We start from the raw sequence: 22,154 nt of genomic DNA, 5'->3' as shown, positions 1-22,154 counted from the left end.
TTGATCAATCAGAGCACTTACCAAGTTTGGGTAGACTTGAACTTCTCGATGCCGGCTTTGAAGGACGCAGCGATTTCGTCGTTGTAATCGCCCTTCTCGTTGACCTTCGCCATCAGATCAGCGTGTTCGCTGTTGAAGTAGGAGATCAGAGCCGCTTCGAAAGCACCGATTTTGTCCAGTTCCACGTCTTTCAGGAAACCTTCGTTCGCCGCGTACAGGCTCAGACCCATCTCAGCGACGGACATCGGAGAGTACTGCTTCTGCTTCATCAGCTCGGTGACAGCCTGACCGTGCTCAAGCTGAGCGCGGGTCGCTTCATCGAGGTCAGAAGCAAACTGAGCGAATGCCGCCAGCTCGCGGTACTGAGCCAGAGCCAGACGAATACCACCACCGAGTTTCTTGATGATCTTGGTCTGAGCAGCGCCACCTACACGGGATACAGAGAGACCCGCGTTGATCGCCGGACGGATACCGGAGTTGAACAGGCTGGTTTCCAGGAAGATCTGACCGTCGGTAATGGAGATTACGTTAGTCGGAACGAATGCGGAAACGTCGCCACCCTGGGTTTCGATGATCGGCAGCGCGGTCAGAGAACCGGTCTTGCCTTTCACTTCACCGTTGGTGAACTTCTCAACGTAATCAGCGTTGACACGCGCCGCACGCTCGAGCAGGCGGGAGTGCAAGTAGAAAACGTCACCGGGGTAAGCTTCACGGCCCGGCGGACGACGCAGCAGCAGGGAGATCTGACGATACGCCCAGGCCTGCTTGGTCAGGTCATCATAGATGATCAGCGCGTCTTCACCGCGGTCACGGAAGTATTCGCCCATGGTTGCACCGGCGTAGGGAGCCAGATACTGCATCGCTGCAGGATCAGCTGCGCCCGCTGCAATCACAATGGTGTGATCCATAGCGCCATGCTCTTCGAGCTTGCGTACCACGTTGGCGATGGTGGACTGCTTCTGGCCGATGGCAACATAGATACACTTGATGCCAGTGCCTTTCTGGTTAATGATCGCGTCAATCGCGATCGCAGTCTTACCGATCTGGCGGTCACCGATGATCAGCTCGCGCTGACCACGACCAACCGGAACCATTGCGTCAATCGCTTTCAGACCGATCTGAACCGGCTGATCAACCGACTGACGGGCGATAACGCCCGGCGCGACTTTTTCGACTGCGTCGGTCAGTTTGGTTTCGACCGGGCCTTTACCGTCGATCGGGTTACCCAGGGCGTCGACGACGCGACCGAGCAGTTCCGGGCCGACCGGTACTTCAAGGATACGACCGGTACAACGAGCGGTCATGCCCTCAACCAGAGTCTGATAGTCGCCCAGTACTACGGCGCCAACAGAGTCACGCTCCAGGTTCAGTGCCATACCGTAGACACCGCCCGGGAATTCGATCATTTCACCGTACATTACGTCGGCGAGACCGTGGATCAGGATGATACCGTCGGAAACGCTGACGATCGTGCCCTCGTTACGGGCATCAGAAGACACATCGAGCTTCTCGATACGCTTCTTGAGAATCTCGCTGATCTCAGAAGGATTCAGTTGCTGCATTGTTATTCCCCATTACTCAGGAATTCATCGCTTCGGCCAGTTTCGCCAGTCGTGCACGAATGGAACCGTCGATCACAAGGTCATCGGAGCGAACGACCACACCGCCGAGGATGGACTTGTCCACCTGGGAGGTCAGTTTCACTTCGCGACCCAACTTGGTGCTGAGTGCCTGAGCCAGTTTCTGCTGCTGAGCATCGTCAAGCGGGAAAGCGGTGGTCAGGTCGACATCGACCTTTTTCTCCTGTGCCGCTTTCAGCCGGGCGAACTGCAGAGCAATCTCCGGTAGCAGAGCCAGTCGCTGATTTTCAGCCAGCAGAACAGTGAAGTTCTTGCCGGCATCATCCATCTGCTCTTCGCAAACGGAAATCAGCACCTCGGCCTTCTGCTGATAAGTCAGGGCCGGGTTTGTCAGCACTTGGGCCATGGTGCTGTCCTGCACAACCTGTGCAGTTGCGGACAGCATCGTGGACCACTGATCGAGGTTGCCCTTCTCCAACGCATATTCGAACGCGGCTTTGGTGTAGGGCCGAGCGACTGTATTGAGTTCAGCCATCGTAAACCTCGCTTAAAGCTCAGCCGCCAGTTTCTCAACCAGCTGTGCGTGTGCTTTCTCGTCAACAGAGGCTTCCAGAATCTTTTCAGCACCGGCGATTGCCAGCGTAGCCACCTGGGCGCGGAGGGTTTCCTTCGCCCGGTTAACTTCCTGTTCGAGTTCAGCCTGAGCAGATGCTTTCACGCGGTCTGCTTCGACACGCGCCTGCGTTTTGGCTTCTTCGACGATCTGGTTAGCCCGCTTGTTGGCCTGTTCAATGATGGCGGCTGCCTCTTCCTTGCTTTTACGCATGTCTGCGGCGGCTTTTTCCTGAGCCAGTCGCAGATCACGTTCAGCACGGTCGGCCGCATCAAGACCTTCGGCAATCTTCTTCTTGCGCTCTGCCAGGGCGCCGGTGATCGGCGGCCATACGTACTTCATGCAGAATACGACGAAGATGAAGAATGCAATGGCCTGACCAATGATGGTGAGATTGATATTCACGCCATTACCTCTCGCGGTTGTTGTGTAAGTAGTAGTTACCCGATACGGGGTAAAACGCCATTTCTACTTATTAAGCAACAGCGAACAGGACGTACAGACCCAGACCTACGCCGATCATCGGGATCGCGTCGACCAGACCCATTACGATGAAGAACTGGGTGCGAAGCAGCGGTACCAGTTCCGGCTGACGAGCAGCACCTTCCAGGAACTTACCACCGAGGATACCGATGCCAATAGCAGCACCGATTGCAGCCAGACCCATCATCAGAGCAGCAGCGATATACAGCAGTTCAGCCATTTTTTTTCTCCAGCAATTTTCAAGGTTAAAGTTTAAAGGTTTGAAACAAACTCGGTTTTCTACTACCTGTACCTGGCACTACGCTTAGTGGTGATCGTGGGCCATCGCCAGGTACACGATTGTCAGTACCATGAAGATGAACGCCTGCAGCGTAATAATCAGGATATGGAAGATCGCCCAAGGCACGGACAGAACCCACTGCGCCCAGAACGGCAGCAAAGCGATCAGGATAAAGATCATCTCACCGGCATACATGTTGCCGAACAGTCGCAGCGCCAGGGATACAGGCTTGGCCAGCAGACCGACGATCTCAAGGAACAGGTTGAACGGTGCGAAGATTTTCGGCAGCGGCTGGAACGCCAGCTCTCCGATAAAACCGCCTACGCCCTTCATTTTAATGCTGTAGTAGACGATCAGGGCAAAAACGCTGATTGCCATCCCGCCAGTCGCGTTGACATCGGTGGTCGGTACCACTTTCATGAAGTGGATACCCATCTCACCGGCGACGAACGGAATCCAGTCGATCGGCACCAGGTCCATCAGGTTCATCAGGAAGATCCAGACGAAGATGGTCAGCGCCAGCGGCGCAATCACGGTATTCTTGTGGGTGAAGATGCTTTTTACGTTGTCATCGATGAACTCGATGATGGTTTCAACGAAGTTCTGGGCGCTGCCCGGAACATCGGAGGTAACCGCTTTGGCTACCTTGCTGAAGAACCATACGAAAAGCAGCCCCAAAGCCACTGACCAGAACATGGTATCGACGTTGATCGCCCAGAATCCCATCTCGGCAGCTTCTGCAGCACTGTGTGCGAAGCCCCAACCGTGCTCCGGATGATTACCGAAGGTCAGGTTGGTCAAGTGGTGCGATATATATTCTGAGGATGTAACTGTTCCACTCGCCATTCTCAGTCTCTCATTTTCAAAGTTTCAGGAAACGGTTATTCAGCCTCCACTGCAGCATCCACCCGGACAGTTGCAGCAGTATGAAGGTGAGAAATAGGGAAAATGGACTCAGCGGATCGACCAGAATGAAGGTTGCACTGAACAACCCGGCCGCCAAAACCATTTTCCCTATTTCACTTGCATACAGACTGATCACCACCTGCTGAGCCGTCTCGGCAGGGCGCTTGCTGTAGAGAACACGCCAGGTGAAATAGAGATTGGGCAGCAAATACAAAAGACCGCCAATGAACGCCGAGTATGCCTCGACCAGGCTTTTGGCCAGCAGGCCCGCTGAAACCGCCAGCAGTATCCCGCCTTGCATCAGATATACCTTGAGAAACGCCTGCCTGCTGCGCTTCTGCAACCGTCCGCTGTTCACTGTCGACCGGACTATTGGTTGCTTTTCAGGCACTGTGTTTTGCAAAAGCCACCCTATTTCGGACGCACTGTCCCCTTCAAATAGCGGCAAGATTATAGGGTGTAAGGCCCCTCTACTCAACAAAACGTTAAGGCTTTTGCACTAATGTCTTAACAAACTGGGCAAAGGTAGCGGCATTTTAGGCTTAGGGGACTCAGGAGCCCCCGTTCCTTAGCCCAGGCGCTCGAGAATTGCCTCAAGTTCCTCTTCAGACTTGAAACTCAGGCTTATTGAACCCTTGCCCTTGTCGTTGGCTTTTACCTGAACGGGCACGGCAAAACGCGCCGACAACTCAGTAGACAGGGTTTTGCAGCGCTCACTTGGCTCGGGCTTTGGTTTGGGCAGATGACGGCCCTCGGCGATCTTGCGTGCCAGCGCTTCGGTTTGACGCACGGAAAAACCTTTTGCCACCACCTCTTTGGCCGCTTCGATCTGCTGCTCTTCGGTCAGGGTTAACAGGGCGCGGGCATGGCCCATCTCAAGATCGCCATATTCCAGCATCCGTTTGACCTCTTCGGTCAGATTCATCAGCCGCAACAGATTGGTAATGGTGGAGCGCGATTTTCCGACCGCATCGGCAACCTGCTGTTGCGTCAGCTCGAATTCGGTTTGCAGACGGTGAAGCGCGATCGCTTCCTCCATTGGGTTGAGGTTTTCACGCTGAATATTTTCGATCAGGGCCATCGCGATCGCTGCTTCGTCGGGCACATCGCGGATCACCACCGGGATGGTTTCCAGTCCGGCCATCTGCGCCGCGCGCCAGCGCCGCTCACCGGCGATGATCTCGAACATATCGGCACTGATCGGGCGGATCACGATCGGCTGCATAACCCCCTGAAGCTTGATCGACGCGGCGAGCTCTTCCAGTGCCTGAGGCTCAAGGTCTCGCCGGGGCTGATAGCGGCCGCGCTGGATAAGGCCGACAGGCATCTCCCGGAGCTCGCCATTGGCGCTCGTCGGGGCGGATTCTCTGCCCACTTCCATCGGCTCTTCATCTGCACCGACACTCGAAAGCAGGGCATCCAGGCCACGCCCCAGACCACGTTTTTTGACAGCCATCGCTATTAACCTTCCTGTTCTGTTACCACTGCGTCACTGGAGCGTTCCTGATCGGTGCGGCGGATCAGTTCGCCGGCCAGGGCCAGATAGGCCAGTGCACCGCGAGAGTTCTTGTCGTACTGCAACGCCGGCATACCGTGGCTGGGCGCTTCAGCCAGGCGCACATTGCGCGGAATCACAGTGCGGTATACGCGAGTGCCGAAATATTCCACCAGATGATCCGAAACATCTTTGGTCAGACTCATCCGCGGGTCGAACATGGTACGCAGGATACCCTCGATCCTGAGCTTGGGATTGAGGCGCTTGTTGATCTTGTCGATGGTGCCGACCAGCGCGCTGATCCCCTCCAGTGCGTAATATTCGCACTGCATCGGTATGATCACGCCATCCGAAGCCGACAGCGCATTGACGGTCAACAGGTTCAGTGACGGCGGATTATCGATAAGAATGAAGTCATAGCGATCATGCAGTGGCATCAATGCCATCTTCAGGCGGAACTCCCGGCGCGGCAGCTGCAACAGCTCAACCTCCGCCGCGGTCAGATCTCCATTGGCGCCGATCATGTCATAGCCACTGGGCAAACCGGTAACCAGTGCCTCTTCGGCGCTGCTCTGATCCGTCAGCACTTCATAGACGGAGCGTTCCAGTTGGTGCTTGTCGGCACCGCTACCCATGGTCGCATTGCCCTGAGGATCGAGGTCGATCATCAGCACGCGTTTTTTGGTTGCCGCCAATGAAGCGGCCAGATTAACGGCAGTCGTCGTTTTGCCGACACCACCCTTTTGGTTGGTGATCGTGAGGATCTTCGCCACGCTCAGGCTCTCCCTAGGATCAGCAGGTGCCGCTCACCATCCGTATCCGGCAGGTCGAGCCGGTGACAGGCTTTCAACGCATAACCTGGCGGCAGCTGGTTAAGTTCCGCCTCAGGATACAGCCCTTTCATGGCAAGAAAAACACCCTGATCAGAACAGAGGTGGCCGGTCCAGTTCAGCATATCGGCCAGTGACGCGAAGGCGCGCGAAACAATCTGCTCATAGGGGCCTTTATCGCACTGTTCGACACGACCGTGAATCACGTCCAGATTGCTAAGCCCCAGCTCCAGTTTCACCTGATTCTGAAACCGGGTTTTTTTACCGTTGCTATCCAAGGTGGTGACATCCAGCTCTGGACGCATAATCGCCAGCGGGATACCGGGCAAACCGGGACCGCTGCCGACATCGATCAAACGGCCTTCGCCGATCCAGGGCAAAATACTGAGACTGTCCACCAGATGCCGTGTCACCATTTCAGCAGGATCACGCACCGCTGTAAGGTTGTAGGCCTTGTTCCATTTGACCAGCAGAGCAAGATAGGCCAGCAGACTATCGACCTGATGCTGATCGGCAGCGATCTTAAGCGCAGACAGCTGCTGTTCCAGTTGAGCTTTGTATTCCTGCATCAACCTGCGGCCTTCTGCTGAAGCTGACGTTTTTTCAGATACACCAGCAGCAGTGAAATAGCCGCCGGCGTCATCCCCTGAATACGTGAAGCCTGAGCCAGCGTCTCGGGGAGATGCTGTTTCAATTTGGCCTTGAGCTCATTGGACAGACCGCCAACCCCGTCGTAGTCGAAGTCGGCCGGCAGCGGCGTGTTCTCCTGACGTTGCATCTGCGCGATCTCATCCTTCTGGCGATCGATGTAGCCCGAGTACTTCAACTGGATCTCGACCTGTTCGGCAACCTGGGAGTCCTCTGCCGGTTCGCCCTTTAAGCCCGCCACATCGGCGTAGTTCAACTCGGGACGTTTGACCAGATCGGCCAGGCTGTACTCACGCGCCATGGGTGAGGTCAATTTATCGGCCAATTGCTCCGCTTCATCGCTGCGCGGCTGAATCCAGGTTTCCCTCAGACGCTGGGTCTCGCGCTCAATCGCCTCACGCTTGGCGCAAAAACGGGCCCAGCGCTCGTCACCGACAATACCGAGTTTACGGCCCTGCTCGGTCAGGCGCAGATCGGCGTTGTCTTCGCGCAGAATAAGGCGGTACTCGGCGCGGCTGGTGAACATGCGGTAGGGCTCGGAGGTGCCGTGCGTGATCAGGTCGTCAACCATGACACCGATGTAGGCTTCATCGCGACGTGGATACCAGCTGTCCTTTTCCAGCGCCTGAGCGGCGGCATTGATACCGGCAAGCAGCCCCTGAGCACCCGCTTCTTCATAGCCGGTTGTGCCGTTGATCTGGCCGGCAAAAAACAAACCGGCGATGGTTTTGGTCTCCAGCGTGTGCTTGAGCCCCTGGGGGTTGAAGTAGTCGTACTCGATGGCATAGCCCGGACGGGTGATATGTGCCTGTTCAAACCCGCGGATGGAGCGCACCAGTGCCAACTGAATATCAAACGGCAGACTGGTGGAGATACCGTTGGGATAGAGCTCGTGCGTGGTCAAACCCTCGGGCTCGACAAATACCTGATGCTGGTCCTTGTCGGCAAAGCGGTGGATCTTGTCCTCGATCGACGGGCAGTAACGGGGGCCGACACCTTCGATTACACCGGTGTACATCGGTGAACGATCAAGCCCTTCCCGGATGATTTCGTGACTCTGGGCGTTGGTGTGGGTGATGAAACAGTTCACCTGACGTGGGTGATCTGCAGCGCTGCCGATAAAGGACATCACCGGCGTAGGTGTATCGCCGGGTTGCGTCTGCATGACGGAAAAATCGACGCTGCGAGCATCAATTCGCGGCGGTGTGCCGGTTTTAAGCCGCTCGACCTGCAACGGGAGCTCGCGTAATCGTTCCGCCAATCGAATCGAGGGGGGGTCACCTGCCCGTCCACCGGAATAGTGATCAAGACCGATATGGATGACACCGCCGAGGAAGGTACCGGCGGTCAGGATGACTGTCTTGGCACGAAATCGAATACCACTTTGCGTGATGACACCACGAACGCGTTCGCCCTCGACAATCAGGTCATCGGCTGCCTGCTGAAACAACTGGAGATTGGGTTGGTTCTCCAGAATATCCCGGATAGCAGCTTTATAAAGGATACGGTCAGCCTGTGCGCGGGTGGCTCGTACTGCCGGTCCCTTGCGGGCATTCAAGATACGAAATTGGATACCACCACGGTCGGTTGCACGGGCCATGGCGCCATCCAGTGCATCGATCTCTTTGACCAAATGGCTTTTTCCGATACCACCAATAGCCGGATTACAGGACATCTGGCCCAGAGTTTCGATGTTGTGTGTCAGCAACAGGGTATGCGCACCCATTCTGGCAGACGCCAAGGCTGCTTCAGTACCGGCATGACCGCCACCGATGACGATCACATCAAAGTGGTCAGGATAGTCCACTTAACACCTCTCTGATTGGGGATGACACAGTCGTACGGATGGGGACTGCAAGAAAAGGGGGCTGATTATAGCCTCAGTGATCGACAGAAGAAATGGTTAAAAAATGATCAGGACTGTTTTGTACAGCTTCTCTTCTTTTTAAAAGAGATAAAGAAAGATCTCTTATATGAAGAGAGATTGTTGTGTTTACTACTCTTAGTCAGGGCCAATTCGTTGGGTAACCAGTACTTTTCCTTATAAAACATTATTTTATAAGCATGCAAAGACTGTTTGTGCTGTGCGTATGAGGTGACAACAGCCTTTGGACCGTTTGTTGATAAAAGTGGTAGTTACGCACAAGCAAAATTCGACCACATCTAATCCCCAACTTGCAGTCCTGCAGTTATACAGTCTTTGCACAGCCTATTGTTGATAACTTCTGAAATTTGGCCTCTGTTGAGCACTGATCGAACATAGGGTGAACAATGTGAGGATAATCGGGAATAATATTTCGCGATCTATGTACGAACTCTGTATCAGCTGTGGTTAACGTTTAAGATGCAAAGGTAAACCAACAGAACCAAAAAGTGTGAATATCTTTATTGTCCCTATACACAGAATATGATTTATTTATTTAAAAACAATAAGGTATGGCTTGTTTGATTTATATTTAACTGTGATTAACATGTAGATAGAAGAGCATAATGGTACGTTTATCCACAGATATATCTATCCACATACAGAGACTCCCTAGCAAATGTGGATGAAAAAGATGTCGGAATCGAGGCTGAAATGTGAGTAACTTCGCCATAAAGTTATCCACAGACACCTATTTTTTTACGTCTTCCTCTGAATTTCATCGTTATGCACCGATGGAGCCACCCGAAATGATGGATGATCTGTTCGTAGATCCCGATCCCGTACCGGTTGCACAAGCCGCCTGGTTGTTGCGTGGCTACTTACGGGAGTCAGCCCCGCAGATCATCGAAAGCGTGCGCGGGGTGCTGCGCCAGTCGCCGCTGCGGACCATGCAGGTACCGGGGGGGAAGTGGATGTCGGTCAAAACCAGCAGTTGTGGGGCGCTGGGGTGGGTCAGCGATGCGCTTGGATATCGCTATGCCGATACAGACCCTCTTACGGGGCAACCTTGGCCTGCGATGCCCACTGCATTGCAGGTTCTGGCGCGCGACGCCGCTGCCGAGGTTGGATTTGGCGCCTTCGAACCCGATGCCTGTCTGATCAACTGCTATCAGCCCGGCGCAAAGATGGGATTACATCAGGATCGTGATGAGAAGGATCTCAGCGCGCCGATTGTGTCGGTGTCACTTGGCCTGCCTGCAGTCTTCATGTTCGGCGGATCTAAACGCTCGGATGCGGTTAAACGTTTTCCGCTCGAGCACGGTGATGTGCTGGTGTGGGGTGGTGTCTCCCGGATGGTGTATCACGGTGTCGCACCATTGAAGGCGGGCCATCATCCTTTATTGGGTGAGTGGCGAGTCAACCTCACGTTCAGGCGCGCAGGCTGAGGCCCTGTCAATGCGGGTGGACGTGCAGGCTGCAGCTGTGGTTGGTATTCCCCAGCTCAATCTGCAGCGTCGAGTGTGCAATGCCGAACTCCTGTTCAAGCCCCTGTCGGATGGCGGCCATTGTTTGGTCTCCCGGGTAGCCATCGGGCATCACAAGGTGCGCTGTCAACGCACTCTCGGTCGTACTCATGCCCCATATATGCAGATCCCTTACCTCACGTACGCCGGGCTGGTGCTGCAGATAGTCGGTGACCTTTTCAGGATCGATATGCGGAGGGACGGCGTTCAACGCCAGCTGCAGCGATTCTTTGAACAGGCCCAGGGTTCCGAACAGAATAACCGCCACGATCACCAGACTGATCAGCGGATCGATCCAGTACCACTGGGTAAACAGGATCAGTACTCCGCTGAGTACAACGCCCAGTGACACGGCCGTGTCGGCGGCCATATGCAACCAGGCGCCCCGCACATTGATATCGTGCTTTTGGCCGCGCATGAACAGCAGCGCAGAGTAGCCGTTGACCACAATTCCCACACCGGCGACGGCGATTACCGTCATACCACCGACCTCGGGTGGATTGAAACTGCGCTCGATCGCTTCCCAACCGATGGCACCGCATGCAAGTAAAAGCAGCATGGCATTGCCCAGTGCCGCCAGTATGGAACTGGCGCGCAATCCGAATGTAAAGCGCTGACTGGGTACCCGGCGCGAGAGCAGTACGGCGCTCCAGGCCAGTACCAACCCGAGTACGTCGGATAGGTTATGTCCTGCATCGGCCATCAAGGCTGTGGAGTTGGCCAAAAAACCGAATATAAACTCTGCAACGACAAACACGCTGTTGAGCGCAATGGCGATTACAAAAGCCTTGCCCTGTGACTGGGGATCACCGTGATGGTGGTGATCGTGACCGGCGTGGTGGTGATGGCCCATATCTGGTGTAAAACTCCCGCAGCTTGTCAGTTCCCTGTCTTAGCCTGTCATGTTCCCGTCGGGATGAGAAGGGAAGTGAAGGGCCGTGTTCAGTGCTGAATGGAGTGGGAGAACAGATTAACGATCATCACCCCGGTGATAATGAAGCCCAGACCGACGATGGCCGCCAGATCCAGCGTCTGCTTGAACATGACAAAACCGGCAATGGAGATCAGGACGATACCCAGGCCGCTCCAGATCGCGTAGGCCAGACCGATCGGCATGCTTTTAAGCACCTGGGACAGAAAAAAGAACGAACTGACATAACAGAGGGCCATCAGCAGTGTCGGGATCGCCTTGGTGAACTGCTCCGATTTGTGAAGATAGGTGGTACCGGTCACTTCCAAAACGATGGCAATCGTCAGCAGGGCATAGGTTGTGAGCAGCGGTTTCATCCAGTGGCTTCCTCTGCGATGACAGATGTGAACATTGATCCTACCAAGTCATCGCGTTGTCGAGAACGCGTTGTTGGGCGCTGGGTCGGATTTCGCCGTATTTCTACCGTATTTAATTATGATAATTATTCAATTATGATAACGATTCTCGTTAATGTTTGGCTGAGAGGCGGTATTGCGTGATCGCTTTAGCCTGCCAGGGAGAAAGGTGTGACGAAACAAGTGGCGAGCGCCATTCGGGTCGAACAGCTAAGTGTCGGTTATGTCGGACGCCGCGTATTGCACCAGGTCGATACGCAGATCGAAGCGAACAGAATCACGGCACTGTGTGGACCGAACGGCTGCGGCAAAAGCACTCTGTTGCGGGCGATGGCCGGTCTGATTCCGGCTGATTCGGGGACCGTTTATCTTGGCGATACGCCGCTCTCGGGGCTGGCACGGCGGGAGATGGCCCAGCGTCTGGCGTTGCTGGCGCAGTTTAACGAGGTACCCGCAGGTCTTAGCGTGTACGAGCTGGTCTCATTCGGCCGCTATGCACATACCTCCTGGCTTGGCGGTCTGTCGGGCGAGGATCACGATATCGTGCTGGACTCGCTTGCCCGGGTGGGGTTGCAGGACTATGCCGCCCGGGAGCTGTCCGCGTTATCCGGCGGTGAGCGGCAGAGGGCCTGGATCGCAATGGCGCTGGCGCAGGATTGCCCGGTGCTGCTGCTGGACGAGCCGACGACCTGGCTCGATATTCACCACCAGATCGAGGTACTTGAACAGTTGCGCAGCATTCAGCGCGAGCGCAACATCACGCTGGTTTGGGTGTTGCACGATCTGCATCAGGCCGCCAGCTACAGCGACCACATCCTGCTGATGCGGGGCGGTCGTATCCTGCACACCGGCGATGTTGAATCCGTCATGGATCCCACGCATATGAAGCAGGTGTACGAGATCGACATGTTGAGATTGCGACACCCGCAAAGCGGTGCGCCGTTGATGATCCCGGCCCATCAATCTCCGCTGCTGGATTCGCCACCCCGATGAACGATCGCGTCATGTACGGGACGGTCGGGACCGGATGTTTCAACCAGGCTAAGCGCGTATTGCATCGACGCTCACTGCTCGGACCCTCCTGCGCGCTGCTGCTGGTGCTGATCCTGCTGAGACTGGCGCTGGATCTTTCTGCGCTGTCGTCGCTTTCCCGGTTGCAGTGGCTGGATGCCGCCGGATTGCAGCTGATGAACTTGCACCTGCCCCGGATTCTATCGGCACTGATCGCCGGTGGGGCTTTGGGCGTCAGTGGTGCCGTACTGCAAGCATTGACGCGCAACGTATTGGCGGCGCCGGATCTGTTGGGGATCACCGGAGGGGCTCAACTGGGCTTGATCCTATTGCTGCTGGCGCCGGGAATCGGCGCACTGATGTCGCCCCCGGTGCTGTTCCTGTTCTCACTGGCAGCGGCGCTGGTGGTGTTTATTCTGGCTGGCGGGCTGAAAGCGTCGATGCTCCGGCTGATCGTCGCAGGTACGGCGTGCAGCATGATGTTCGGTGCGGTGGTGACACTGCTGCTGGTGATCCACTCACAAAGCGTGGTGGCAGTGGGTGTATGGAGCAGCGGCATCATGTATCAGGGATCGTTACAGGATCTGGCGCTCGTGGCGCTCTGGATTGTTCCGGCGATGGCGCTGTTGGTACCGCTGAAAAAGCCACTGGAGGCGATACAGCTGGGTGTCGAGCGTGCCCGTACGCTGGGTGTTGATCTGACGCGCACTCGAATCGCGGCGCTGCTGGTGGCGGTGGCCTTTTCATCCGTCGCAGTCAGTCTGGCCGGCCCGGTCGGCTTTATTGGCCTCTTGGCCCCGAATCTCGTGCGCTTGAGCGGGCGGGGACGTCTCAGTGCCCTGCTGCCGCTTTCGGCGCTCTGGGGGGCCGCGCTGTTGTTGCTGGCCGATACCCTGGTATCGGTGTTCGATGGCCGGGGTCAGCTGTTCAGCGGCACGCTGATCGCATTACTGGGCACCCCGTTATTGCTTTGGCTGGTGCTCAGAACCGCCGATACTGGCAGCGGCAGTGACAACCGGATCAGCCTGATCGGACGCCCGCGGCGTATCGCCTCTCAGGTGGCGGGCCTGATGGTCGTGGTGATCGTGCTGATGATATCGGGATGGCTGGCGGGCAGTGAAATGCTCTCGCCCGCCGCACTCTGGAAGGGGATTCAGGGTGTCGCGCCCTATGATCGGTTGCTCGAATTGAGGGTGCCCAGAACAGCGCTGGCGTTACTCGGCGGGGCTTTGCTCGCGGTCAGCGGTGTATTGATGCAAAGCGTGATTCGCAACCCGTTGGCAGGGCCTGAAATCATCGGCCTGACCCAGGGCGCCGCTTTGTTCGCCTTGCTGGTCCTGCTGTTGTTTCCGGCAGCGGCCGGGTCGCTGCGACTGCCGGCTGCGCTGGTTGGTGGCTGTACCACGCTGTTCATTGCGCTCTGGCTCAATCGGCATAACCGGTTTGCAGCGGTTCCCATGGCCATTACCGGCATTGCACTGAGTGCGCTCTGCGCGGCATTGACCCAGTGGCTGGTCGTTGCCAACAGTGTACAGGCGGTGCAGGCACTGACATGGCTCGCCGGTGGCACCTATGGCCGCTCCTGGCAGGACCTGTACTGGCTACTGCCGTGGCTACTGGCGGTAGTGCCACTGTTATTATTGGCCGGGCCGCTGAGGATGCTTGATCTGGGCGATGACAATGCGCTGGCGCTGGGTATTAATGTGGCGCGCATACGGGCCCTGAGTCTGCTGCTGGCCGCACTGCTGGCAGCCGCCGTGGTGGCGGTTTTGGGGCCAATCGGCTTTGTCGGCCTGATCGCGCCGCATATCGCGCGTCTTCTTGGCGCTCGCTCGGTAGTGTCGCGTCTGATGATCGCGGCACCGGTCGGCGCGATCCTGCTGCTGGTGGCCGATCTGCTCGGCCGCACGCTGGTGGCGCCGAACGAGATCCCCGCCGGAGTGATGACCGCCTTCCTGGGCGCGCCGTACTTCCTGTTTCTGCTGTGGCGGCATGGCCGTCAGCAACAACCACGTCACCTGAACAGGAGTGTCTCGTCATGAACCGACAACGACGGCGGTTCTGCAGAAGCGTCATGGCTTTGCTGCTGGCCGCCGGTGCGCCGGGGTTGCAGGCTTCTGTACAGGGCGAGGTGGCACGTCGCAGCGCAGCCTTGCCCGCGCGTCCACTCAGGGTCGTGGTGCTGGAGTTTACCTTCGTCGAGATGTTGCTGGAGCTGGGCATTACCCCAGTGGGTATGCCGGAGCCCAAGCATTACGCCCAGTGGCTGGGCTATGCCTCTGAGCAGCTGGTTGATGTCGTCGATGTCGGAACCCGCCAGCAGCCCAATCTGGAAGCGGTGGCGATGCTCGAGCCCGATCTGATCATTGCCCTTGATTACCGCCATATGACCCTCTTCGATACCTTGGATAGTCTGGCGCCGACGATCATGATGCGTTACGACCCCGGCGCGGGCGGCGTCACGCAACTGGAACATACCGTTGGGGCAATGCAGTCGCTGTCACAGCTTGTCGGCAAGATGGACGAGGCTGAGCATCAGTTACAGCAATTTTCAGCAGCACTGGAAGAGGATCGACAAGCCTTGGTCGGTCAACGGGGCCGCCAGGTGTCACTGATGCATGACCTTGGGCTTGGTCATATCTTCTGGGCCTACGCCGGCAACAGCATGGCGGCGGGCATCGCCCGCCATCACGGCCTGGTCTATACACCGGATAGCCGCCCCGGGGACGGCATGCAGTATGTCAGGGTTGATGAGCTGATTCGGCAGGAGGATCTGCATCTGCTGCTGATCGCCTATCGGCAGGGGCAGGATTTGGAGACGACGCTGGCGGATCCGATGTGGCAGTTGGTGCCGGCACGACAGTCGGAGCGAATCGCACTGCTCAGGCCCAATATCTGGGCCTTTGGCAGTCTCTCGTCCGCCATCCGTCTTAGCAGGGAGATGCGCGATTCGCTGTTGCGAATGGCCTGACTGATCGTCACCGGATCAGAGGCGATACTCCTCGGCCATTGCCACCAGAATTTCGCGTTTTCCACTAAACGGCTGGCGTGCATGTGCATACCGCATATTGTCGAGCAGCAGCAGATCGCCCTGTTGCCATTCGAATACCCGGCTGTGCGCATCCAGAACCGCTCTTATTTCGTCCAGCATAGCATCGGGAATGGTGCTGCCATCGCCGAAGTAGGTATTACGTGGCAGGTACTCTTCGCCGACACTGTCGATCAACACCTCACGCATCTCTTGTTCGAGGGCGGAAACATGAAACAGATGCGCCTGATTGAACCAGAGCGGGGCGCCGGTTATCGGGTGGAGCATGATACCGGGACAGCGCTGGCGGGTGCGCAGTCCGTCGCCGTCCAGCCACTGCAGTTCGATCGATTGCGCCTGACAGAACGCTTCGACCTCCGCCCGTTCTTCTGTTCCGAACACCTGCTGCCAGGGTAGATCCAGGCCATTGCCGTAGTTGCGTACATAGAGCAGTTCACGTTCGGCAAACGACCGTGTGATGCGCGGATCCAGCGCCCTATAGATCTGGTGGCTGTCGGCAATCGGGGTGGCGCCGCCCTGATCGGCCGGCCGGTGGCAGTAAAAGGTCAGTCGTAATGGCCAGGCCCGTGTATAGGCCTGCTCATTGTGCAGCGCAATTGCGCGGTGGGCGGGATACTCCGTGGAGGTATAGATGCCGCTGTCGACCTTGCTTCTCGGTGTTGAGCCGAAACTGTAAGAGAGCAGCGGGTAGCCGAACGAGGCGCAGAAACGACTGAATGCGGCAGCTCCGTCCAGGGCGAAGCCCCGCAACAGCAGGGCTCCGTTTGCCTGTCGGTAACGCTCGATCATCTCGAGTTGCGGCGACTCCAGTTGTGAAAGGGCTGCACCGGGTTCTGCGCACAGCATGGAGATCGAGGCGTCGGGTTCGGCCAGGCTTGGCGTGGGCAGGCGGTGTTCGGTCAGTGTCGCAGTCATGCCCGTCCCCCTCAAACCGGATGTACGCTTGGCGCAGAATCGGCTACCTGGGCGGCCATGGCTTCGCGCAGGCTGCGCGGGCGCATATCGGTCCATACCTCATCCACATGGGCGGTGCACGCCTCCATGGAACCGCTGAATCCGATCTCGCGCCAGCCTTGAGGTACTGCCAGAGAAGCCGGCCAGATGGCGTACTGCTCCTCATCGTTGATAACCACGGTAAACAGGTCATTGGAATCGGCACTATTCATGATGATCTCCTTTTCGTTTTGACCGGGCTTAATGCCCGCAATCATGTCGGGTCGTCGCACAGCGCCTGTTCGCATCCGCGCTGTACCTCTTTGATCATGAAGTTGATCAGGGTTGGGGATACGCCAAAGGCATGGGCAATACTTTTTTGGCTGTCACCCTCGAGTCGGTGTCGTTCAAAGGCCTCGCGTTTGCGTGCAGGCATCTTCTCCAGAGCGCAGAGGATGCACTGCAGGTGTTCATGCGCTTCGGCGAGCGGCTCAGGTCCCCTAATCGGGCAGTCCAGTTCGGCGCAATCCACACCGTCGCAGATCAGGCGCATCTCTCTGGCGCGCGTTCTGGCATAGTCGATTGCCTGATTCCGGACCATGCGGCTGAGATAGCCGGCCGGCTGCTTGAGCGGGGTGCTCAGGCGTCGCTCAAGACACTTGATCAGTACATCGTGGACCACGTCCTCGGCAGCCCAGTGGGTGTGCACATAGCGCCGGGCCAACGCCAGCAGGTTACTACGGTGTTGTTGGTAGGCCGCCAACAGCGATTCGTTGGCGGTTCCGTGTGCCACAGGTTGCGTCCATTTCACGTTACGATACTCTATCGATCTAAATGATAATCAATACTATTTGAGTATGAGTATCAATTGCAACATTTTTAGTTGAAATAGACCGGTCGAATATTGAAGCGTCATAACACCTGTAGTGATTAGCCGCTGAAACGGGAGAAAAAGCTCTCCCGGCTGCAACTCATCAGTGCGGCGCGCTTGTGTGGAAAGTCGAACTCCTTGATTCGCTCAAAGCCGAGCCTGAGCAGCCGTTCGATATAGTGGCTGTGATCGGCGCGGGGTTCTCCGACGATGCGCTGCGTGCGTACATCGTCGAGAAACACATAGTGGGTGCAGGTTTCCAGCAGTGCCTGAATCATGCGCGTGGTGCGACAGCGCCAGTCGCCGATAAGGCAGTGCAATCCGCGGTCGAAGCGGTCGGCTTTGTAGTAGTCCGCCAGTGCATCGTCGCTGGCCCAGTAAAACTCGGCGTAGGCGATGGGCCGGTCGTTCAGGGTGACGATGGTGCTGAACAGGTGAGGGTCTTCAGCGCAGCTTTCCAGATAGCGCAGATGACGCTCACGGGGCCCTTTCATGTCCCAGAAGTGGGCGACACGATCATCGTTCATCCAGCGGTGCAGCAGGTCCACGTGGTCATCCAGATTGGCGGCGTGGATCGCCATCCATTTTTTCTGCGCGGGCAGATAGCGTCTGTACAGCAGCCCTTCGGGCTGGCGCCGCGTGAGCGGAGGCTCATCGCTGCACGAGCGTCGGCTGTGCTCGGTTTCCTGAGCCATCCACAGGGATGGGGTTTGCCAGAACCGTGACTGGTCCAGATTCAGGCGGGTGATGGCATGACCGGCGGTATCCAGCGTATCGAACATCAGCAGCAGGTCGGCTGCGTGCTGTTTATCCACAGCCTCACTTGGCTCTAAGGCAAATGTGCGTGCCTGGGGATAGTGATAACACGCCTGCTCAATGATTTGTCGCCAGCTGGCCATGTCCCCGGTATCGAAACGGGATGTGTCGAGTTGCAGGAGCAGCGGGTCCGCCGCCGCTCCCGAGGGCCGGACGGCGTCGGCATCGGCGGTGTTATTATCCACAGCTGAGTCCGAAATCAGTGTTGCCAGGCGATCGGTATCAAGTCGTGCATTCATATCCGTTGCTCCTGCAAATCTGTTTACCAGTTGTAGGTCAGTGAACCGACGATGCGGCGTCCCGGACCCCAGAAACACGCACTCTCGGATGAGCACGCCGATACGTACTCTTTGTCGGCCAGGTTGGTGCCGTTGAGTGCCAGACGCCAGTTGTTGTTCACGCGGTAGCTCAGGCCCGCATCGAGCAGGGTAAAGGCGGGCACCTGAACGCTGTTCTCGGTATTGGCTTGACTCTCACCGATGTGACGCACGCCCAGGGCGATGCCGAGACCGTCCAGCGTGCCCCCGCGCACGGTGTATTTGCCCCAGAGCGAAGCCATCCGCTCGGGAACGGCCGTCGGGTGATTGTCCAGGCTGTCATCGTTGGCTTTGGTGTTGACCACGTCCTGATAGGTGTAGGCCGCCTGGACGGTCAGGTTGGGCAATACCTCGCCGACTGCGCTGAGCTCGACACCGCGGGAACGTACCTCGCCGGTAAGCACCTCCTCGCTGGGGTCGTTCGGATCAGTGGTGGGGACGTTGGATTTGCGCAGATCGAACAGCGCTGCAGCCAGTTCCCAGTGGCTCTGGTCCGGCGCGTACTTCACACCGAGCTCGTACTGCTTGGCCTCGCTGGGCTCGAAGGCGTTGCCGTCGGCATCGGCGCCAAGCTGGGGTTCGAAGGATTCGGAGTAGCTCAGATAGGGGTTAAGCCCGATATCGGAGAGGTAGACGAGACCTGCACGGCCGCTAAATGCACGGTCATGCTGCACGCTGTTGTTTGCCGAGTTGAGATGATCGATCTGCTCGGTTTTGGCCCAGTCATAGCGACCACCGAGTGTCAGCGCCCAACGCTCGGCAAAGGTGATCTGATCCTGGGCGTAGATGCCGACCTGTGTCAGCTTCTGTGTCACATCCTCCTCGAACCAGGGCGTGAGCAGGTTATCCACAACCGGCAGATACGTCGGTGAATAGAGGTCCAGATAGGGGGCCTGGGCGTACTGCAACGGATCGTCGTTGGTTGCCTGCTCATAGTTCAGACCGAGCAGCAGACGGTGCTCGGTATTGCCCTGCTGCAGAGATCCTTCCAACTGGTTGTCCAGCGAGTAGCGCTCATAGTCAGGTTTGGTGTCGGCCGCGATCCGTGCCAGCGCCAGTGTGGTGCCGGTATCGAAGGCACCCATACCGTAGACGTTTCGAATGGTGGACTGGGTGCGGGCGTAGCGGAGGTTCTGCCGGAACTGCCACTGATCGTTCAGGTCGTGGCTGAAACGGTAGCCGAGCCAGTACTGTTTCTTTTTGTAGGTCTCGAAGTCTTCGCTGCCGGTGAACAGATCGGTATCGAGTTCACCATAGGGGCTGTCCACCACCGTGCCAACGGATGGCAGGAAGTGCGCATTGTTGGAGGAGTCCTCGTCGTAATATCCGGCTTCGAGCGTCAGGCTCGTGTCATCATCGATCAGCCAAGTCAGTGACGGGGCGATGGTCAGTCGCTGGTTATCGAAGGGGTCAACGCTCTGATCGGCATCAAGCCCGGAGATGACCAGTCGATAGGCCAGATCGTCACGATCGTTGATCGCGCCGCCAAGATCGAGCCCGATTTTTTTCCAGTCGTCGGTACCGTATTCGACGTGGATCTCGTGAATATCCTGAAAGCTTGGCTGCTTGGTGACGTAGTTCAGCACCCCACCCGGCGTTGCCTGGCCGTAGAGCACGGAGGCCGGACCACGCAGATATTCCGCGCGCTCGATCAGATAGGCGTCGATCGCCCAGCCTGAATAGTTCTTGCCCTGCGGTACCGGCAGGTCGTTGACGTAGAAATCCAGTCCCAGACCGCGGGAACCGGTATAGGTATCCGAGCGCATGCTGCCGCCATATACCTCCGGCGCGATGCCGGGGGTATAGCGCAGGGCGTCGACGGCGCGCAACGGCGCCTGATCTTCAATCTGTTCGCGGGTGATGACACTGATCGACTGCGGGACTTCGTCCACCGGGGTGTCGGTTTTGCTGCCGGCGCTGGATTCCCGGGCAACATAGCCGTCCACGTTGTCATCGCCGATACGCTCGGCAGAGACCGGAAGTGCCGGCAACTCCATGGCGGCGGTGGTATCAGCGGCCATGACCGGCCAGCTGAGCATAAGACTGGCCGACAGTGTTCCGGCACCGAGCAGAGTGCGGTTGCAAAGCGATGACCGGGCAAGTGGTGCCTTGTGTGTTGGATGCATTGAAGGGGTCCTTCTTGTTAAGCGTAAACGTAAATCGAATGATAATCGTTAATGATTATGCGGAGATCCGCGCATTGATCGGTTTGTGGGCTGCTGGAGATTGCGAACCCGCGGCGAGTGACTGTGCGATCTCCTGCGCACGGGTGGGCAGTACCGAAAGCAGGGTATCGCTCAGTCCGTGACTGCGCTCGCAGGCTCCTTGCAGGTAGATGCGGGGCTCGAAACGGTCATCCGTTTGCAGCTCATACTGTCGTGTGACCTGCGGGGTTCCATCCTGTGTCGCCAGGTAGGGCTGGATCGCCTCAAGCATCCGGGTTGCGCCATCCCGACGATAGCCGGTGGCAAGAATCACCAGATCAACGTCCAGAGTCTGCATAGCAGTGCTCTCGCCGCTGCTGAGCGCCAACTGTAATCCGTTATCCCGTGCTTCGACTTGCTCGACCCGGGTGTCGAACATGAAACTCAGTCGCGTCTCACCGGTGATCTGCTGCTGATAGCGCCACTGGAAAAGGGTTTCCAGCAGGGGCATATCGACGACGCTGTAGTTGGTGTTGCGGTACTCCTCCATCAGCGACTGGCGCTGGCTATCCTGACGGTCGTAGAGGTAGTCGGTGTATTCAGGGTTGAATATCTCGTTGACGAAGGGGCTGTCGTCCGAGGGCTTCATGCTGCGACACCGGGAGATTAAGCTCAGCTCAAGGTGGCCAAAGCGATTGCCCAGATCATGGAAGATCTCTGCGGCGCTCTGACCGGCACCGATCACGGCAACCCTGCGCAGAGGTCGGTTCTGTCGAATGATCTCGTCCATCCGGCGCAGATAATCCGAGGAGTGGATGACGCGGTCGTTATCCCGGTGCGGTGCGAACGCCTGCGGAATATTGGGGCGACCGCCAACACCCATCACCAGATTTCGTGCCCGTATCCGTGTGGTTGGCCGTTCCGGTGTCTCGACCGACAGTTCAAGCTCTGTTACTCGACCCTGTTCCAGTATCGGCGATACCGATGTGACGCGACTGTTATAGCGGCAGTTGTCAGCGAATTTGTCTGCGCTCCAGCGCAGGTAGTCGTTGAACTCCAGTCGGGTTGGGAAGAAGGTCTGAAGGTTGATGAAATCGGACAGCCTCCCCTGCTCGTGCAGGTAGTTGATGAATGAGAAGCGGCTGCGAGGGTTGCGCAGGGACACGAGATCCTTGAGGAAGGATATCTGCATGGTTGAACCCTCAAGCAGCATGCTGCCATGCCAGCAAAACCCGGGTTGCTGCTCCAGGAAAAGGGTATTGCCCAGACGTGCCTCGCCGGCCTCGGCGAGTGCAATCGCCAGCGACAGGTTGGATGGGCCGAAGCCGACTCCGACCAGATCATAGGGTTCCAGGGTGTGCATGTGCTGTACCTCCATAATGGTATGTGTCCTTGTGCCCCTTGCCGCGCCTGAACGTATTGCTGAACAGACGCTGGCAGAAGGGTCGATTTTCATGAAGAC

General features: G+C 57.3%; 22 protein-coding genes. 4 read left to right on the top strand and 18 right to left on the bottom strand.

The window, feature by feature from the left end; all coding sequences use genetic code 11:
- Positions 1-17 precede the first annotated feature (17 nt).
- The 10 genes from atpA to mnmG all read right to left on the bottom strand — a co-directional run bounded on the left by atpA (position 18) and on the right by mnmG (position 8,642).
- Positions 18-1,562, bottom strand: a complete 1,545-nt coding sequence (gene atpA, locus ADIMK_RS17190; RefSeq protein WP_036190812.1) for a F0F1 ATP synthase subunit alpha — start codon at positions 1,560-1,562, stop codon at positions 18-20.
- Between the two features lie 16 nt (positions 1,563-1,578).
- Positions 1,579-2,115 carry a F0F1 ATP synthase subunit delta gene (locus ADIMK_RS17185; protein WP_036190811.1) on the bottom strand — a complete coding sequence of 179 codons (537 nt, stop codon included), beginning with the start codon at positions 2,113-2,115 and terminating at the stop codon, positions 1,579-1,581.
- A gap of 12 nt (positions 2,116-2,127) precedes the next feature.
- Positions 2,128-2,598 carry a F0F1 ATP synthase subunit B gene (locus ADIMK_RS17180; RefSeq protein WP_036190810.1) on the bottom strand — a complete coding sequence of 157 codons (471 nt, stop codon included), beginning with the start codon at positions 2,596-2,598 and terminating at the stop codon, positions 2,128-2,130.
- 70 nt (positions 2,599-2,668) lie between these two features.
- A complete protein-coding gene (gene atpE, locus ADIMK_RS17175; protein ID WP_027853452.1) occupies positions 2,669-2,896 on the bottom strand; it encodes a F0F1 ATP synthase subunit C in 228 nt (75 codons plus the stop codon).
- Between the two features lie 84 nt (positions 2,897-2,980).
- Complete coding sequence (atpB, locus tag ADIMK_RS17170) at positions 2,981-3,802, bottom strand: F0F1 ATP synthase subunit A (protein WP_036190809.1); 822 nt, start codon at positions 3,800-3,802, stop codon at positions 2,981-2,983.
- Positions 3,803-3,818: 16 nt separating this feature from the next.
- Positions 3,819-4,163 (bottom strand): ATP synthase subunit I, encoded by a 345-nt coding sequence (locus ADIMK_RS17165; protein WP_051693061.1) that lies wholly within the window; start codon positions 4,161-4,163, stop codon positions 3,819-3,821.
- Between the two features lie 267 nt (positions 4,164-4,430).
- The gene (locus ADIMK_RS17160; RefSeq protein WP_036190808.1) at positions 4,431-5,318 is read right to left on the bottom strand and encodes a ParB/RepB/Spo0J family partition protein; all 888 of its coding nucleotides are present in this window, start codon (positions 5,316-5,318) and stop codon (positions 4,431-4,433) included.
- A gap of 5 nt (positions 5,319-5,323) precedes the next feature.
- The gene (locus tag ADIMK_RS17155; protein ID WP_036190807.1) at positions 5,324-6,130 is read right to left on the bottom strand and encodes a ParA family protein; all 807 of its coding nucleotides are present in this window, start codon (positions 6,128-6,130) and stop codon (positions 5,324-5,326) included.
- Between the two features lie 2 nt (positions 6,131-6,132).
- Positions 6,133-6,756, bottom strand: a complete 624-nt coding sequence (rsmG, locus tag ADIMK_RS17150; RefSeq protein ID WP_036190806.1) for a 16S rRNA (guanine(527)-N(7))-methyltransferase RsmG — start codon at positions 6,754-6,756, stop codon at positions 6,133-6,135.
- Positions 6,756-8,642, bottom strand: a complete 1,887-nt coding sequence (gene mnmG / locus ADIMK_RS17145; protein ID WP_036190805.1) for a tRNA uridine-5-carboxymethylaminomethyl(34) synthesis enzyme MnmG — start codon at positions 8,640-8,642, stop codon at positions 6,756-6,758. Before mnmG ends, rsmG begins: the two co-directional genes overlap by 1 nt.
- Positions 8,643-9,508: 866 nt before the next feature.
- Between mnmG and alkB the strand changes: the two genes are divergently transcribed.
- Positions 9,509-10,147, top strand: coding sequence for a DNA oxidative demethylase AlkB (gene alkB / locus ADIMK_RS17135; protein WP_197027567.1), 639 nt, complete (start codon positions 9,509-9,511; stop codon positions 10,145-10,147).
- 7 nt (positions 10,148-10,154) lie between these two features.
- Here alkB and ADIMK_RS17130 read toward each other — a convergent pair whose 3' ends face one another.
- Together ADIMK_RS17130 and ADIMK_RS17125 are read right to left on the bottom strand one after the other, a co-directional pair.
- The gene (locus tag ADIMK_RS17130; protein ID WP_036190803.1) at positions 10,155-11,078 is read right to left on the bottom strand and encodes a cation diffusion facilitator family transporter; all 924 of its coding nucleotides are present in this window, start codon (positions 11,076-11,078) and stop codon (positions 10,155-10,157) included.
- 89 nt (positions 11,079-11,167) lie between these two features.
- A complete protein-coding gene (locus ADIMK_RS17125; protein ID WP_036190802.1) occupies positions 11,168-11,512 on the bottom strand; it encodes a DMT family transporter in 345 nt (114 codons plus the stop codon).
- A 210-nt stretch (positions 11,513-11,722) separates the two neighbouring features.
- On the opposite strand from ADIMK_RS17125, the gene ADIMK_RS17120 reads away from it, so the two are divergent.
- Genes ADIMK_RS17120 through ADIMK_RS17110 form a run of 3 tightly spaced genes read left to right on the top strand, consistent with a single transcriptional unit; the run spans position 11,723 to position 15,533 of the window.
- A complete protein-coding gene (locus tag ADIMK_RS17120; protein WP_051693060.1) occupies positions 11,723-12,544 on the top strand; it encodes an ABC transporter ATP-binding protein in 822 nt (273 codons plus the stop codon).
- Complete coding sequence (locus ADIMK_RS17115) at positions 12,541-14,604, top strand: iron ABC transporter permease (protein ID WP_051693059.1); 2,064 nt, start codon at positions 12,541-12,543, stop codon at positions 14,602-14,604. Before ADIMK_RS17120 ends, ADIMK_RS17115 begins: the two co-directional genes overlap by 4 nt.
- On the top strand, positions 14,601-15,533 hold the full coding sequence (locus ADIMK_RS17110) for an ABC transporter substrate-binding protein (RefSeq protein ID WP_051693058.1): 933 nt from the start codon (positions 14,601-14,603) through the stop codon (positions 15,531-15,533). The genes ADIMK_RS17115 and ADIMK_RS17110 overlap by 4 nt, the downstream gene beginning before the upstream one ends.
- A 15-nt stretch (positions 15,534-15,548) precedes the next feature.
- Here the strand turns inward: ADIMK_RS17110 and ADIMK_RS17105 are convergent, their stop codons facing one another.
- The 6 genes from ADIMK_RS17105 to ADIMK_RS17080 form a co-directional block, all read right to left on the bottom strand.
- Positions 15,549-16,526, bottom strand: coding sequence for a TauD/TfdA family dioxygenase (locus ADIMK_RS17105; RefSeq protein WP_081849840.1), 978 nt, complete (start codon positions 16,524-16,526; stop codon positions 15,549-15,551).
- Positions 16,527-16,537: 11 nt separating this feature from the next.
- On the bottom strand, positions 16,538-16,777 hold the full coding sequence (locus ADIMK_RS17100; protein WP_036190853.1) for an MbtH family protein: 240 nt from the start codon (positions 16,775-16,777) through the stop codon (positions 16,538-16,540).
- A gap of 41 nt (positions 16,778-16,818) precedes the next feature.
- Positions 16,819-17,337 carry a sigma-70 family RNA polymerase sigma factor gene (locus ADIMK_RS17095; protein ID WP_051693057.1) on the bottom strand — a complete coding sequence of 173 codons (519 nt, stop codon included), beginning with the start codon at positions 17,335-17,337 and terminating at the stop codon, positions 16,819-16,821.
- Positions 17,338-17,474: 137 nt separating this feature from the next.
- Complete coding sequence (locus ADIMK_RS17090) at positions 17,475-18,470, bottom strand: GNAT family N-acetyltransferase (RefSeq protein ID WP_051693056.1); 996 nt, start codon at positions 18,468-18,470, stop codon at positions 17,475-17,477.
- A 23-nt stretch (positions 18,471-18,493) separates the two neighbouring features.
- Positions 18,494-20,674, bottom strand: coding sequence for a TonB-dependent siderophore receptor (locus tag ADIMK_RS17085; protein ID WP_051693055.1), 2,181 nt, complete (start codon positions 20,672-20,674; stop codon positions 18,494-18,496).
- A gap of 55 nt (positions 20,675-20,729) precedes the next feature.
- Positions 20,730-22,055 (bottom strand): lysine N(6)-hydroxylase/L-ornithine N(5)-oxygenase family protein, encoded by a 1,326-nt coding sequence (locus ADIMK_RS17080; RefSeq protein WP_197027566.1) that lies wholly within the window; start codon positions 22,053-22,055, stop codon positions 20,730-20,732.
- Positions 22,056-22,154 lie beyond the last annotated feature (99 nt).

This window comes from Marinobacterium lacunae (assembly GCF_000705555.1).
Taxonomy (GTDB): domain Bacteria; phylum Pseudomonadota; class Gammaproteobacteria; order Pseudomonadales; family Balneatricaceae; genus Marinobacterium_D; species Marinobacterium_D lacunae.
This window is presented reverse-complemented; position numbering and strand designations above follow the sequence as displayed.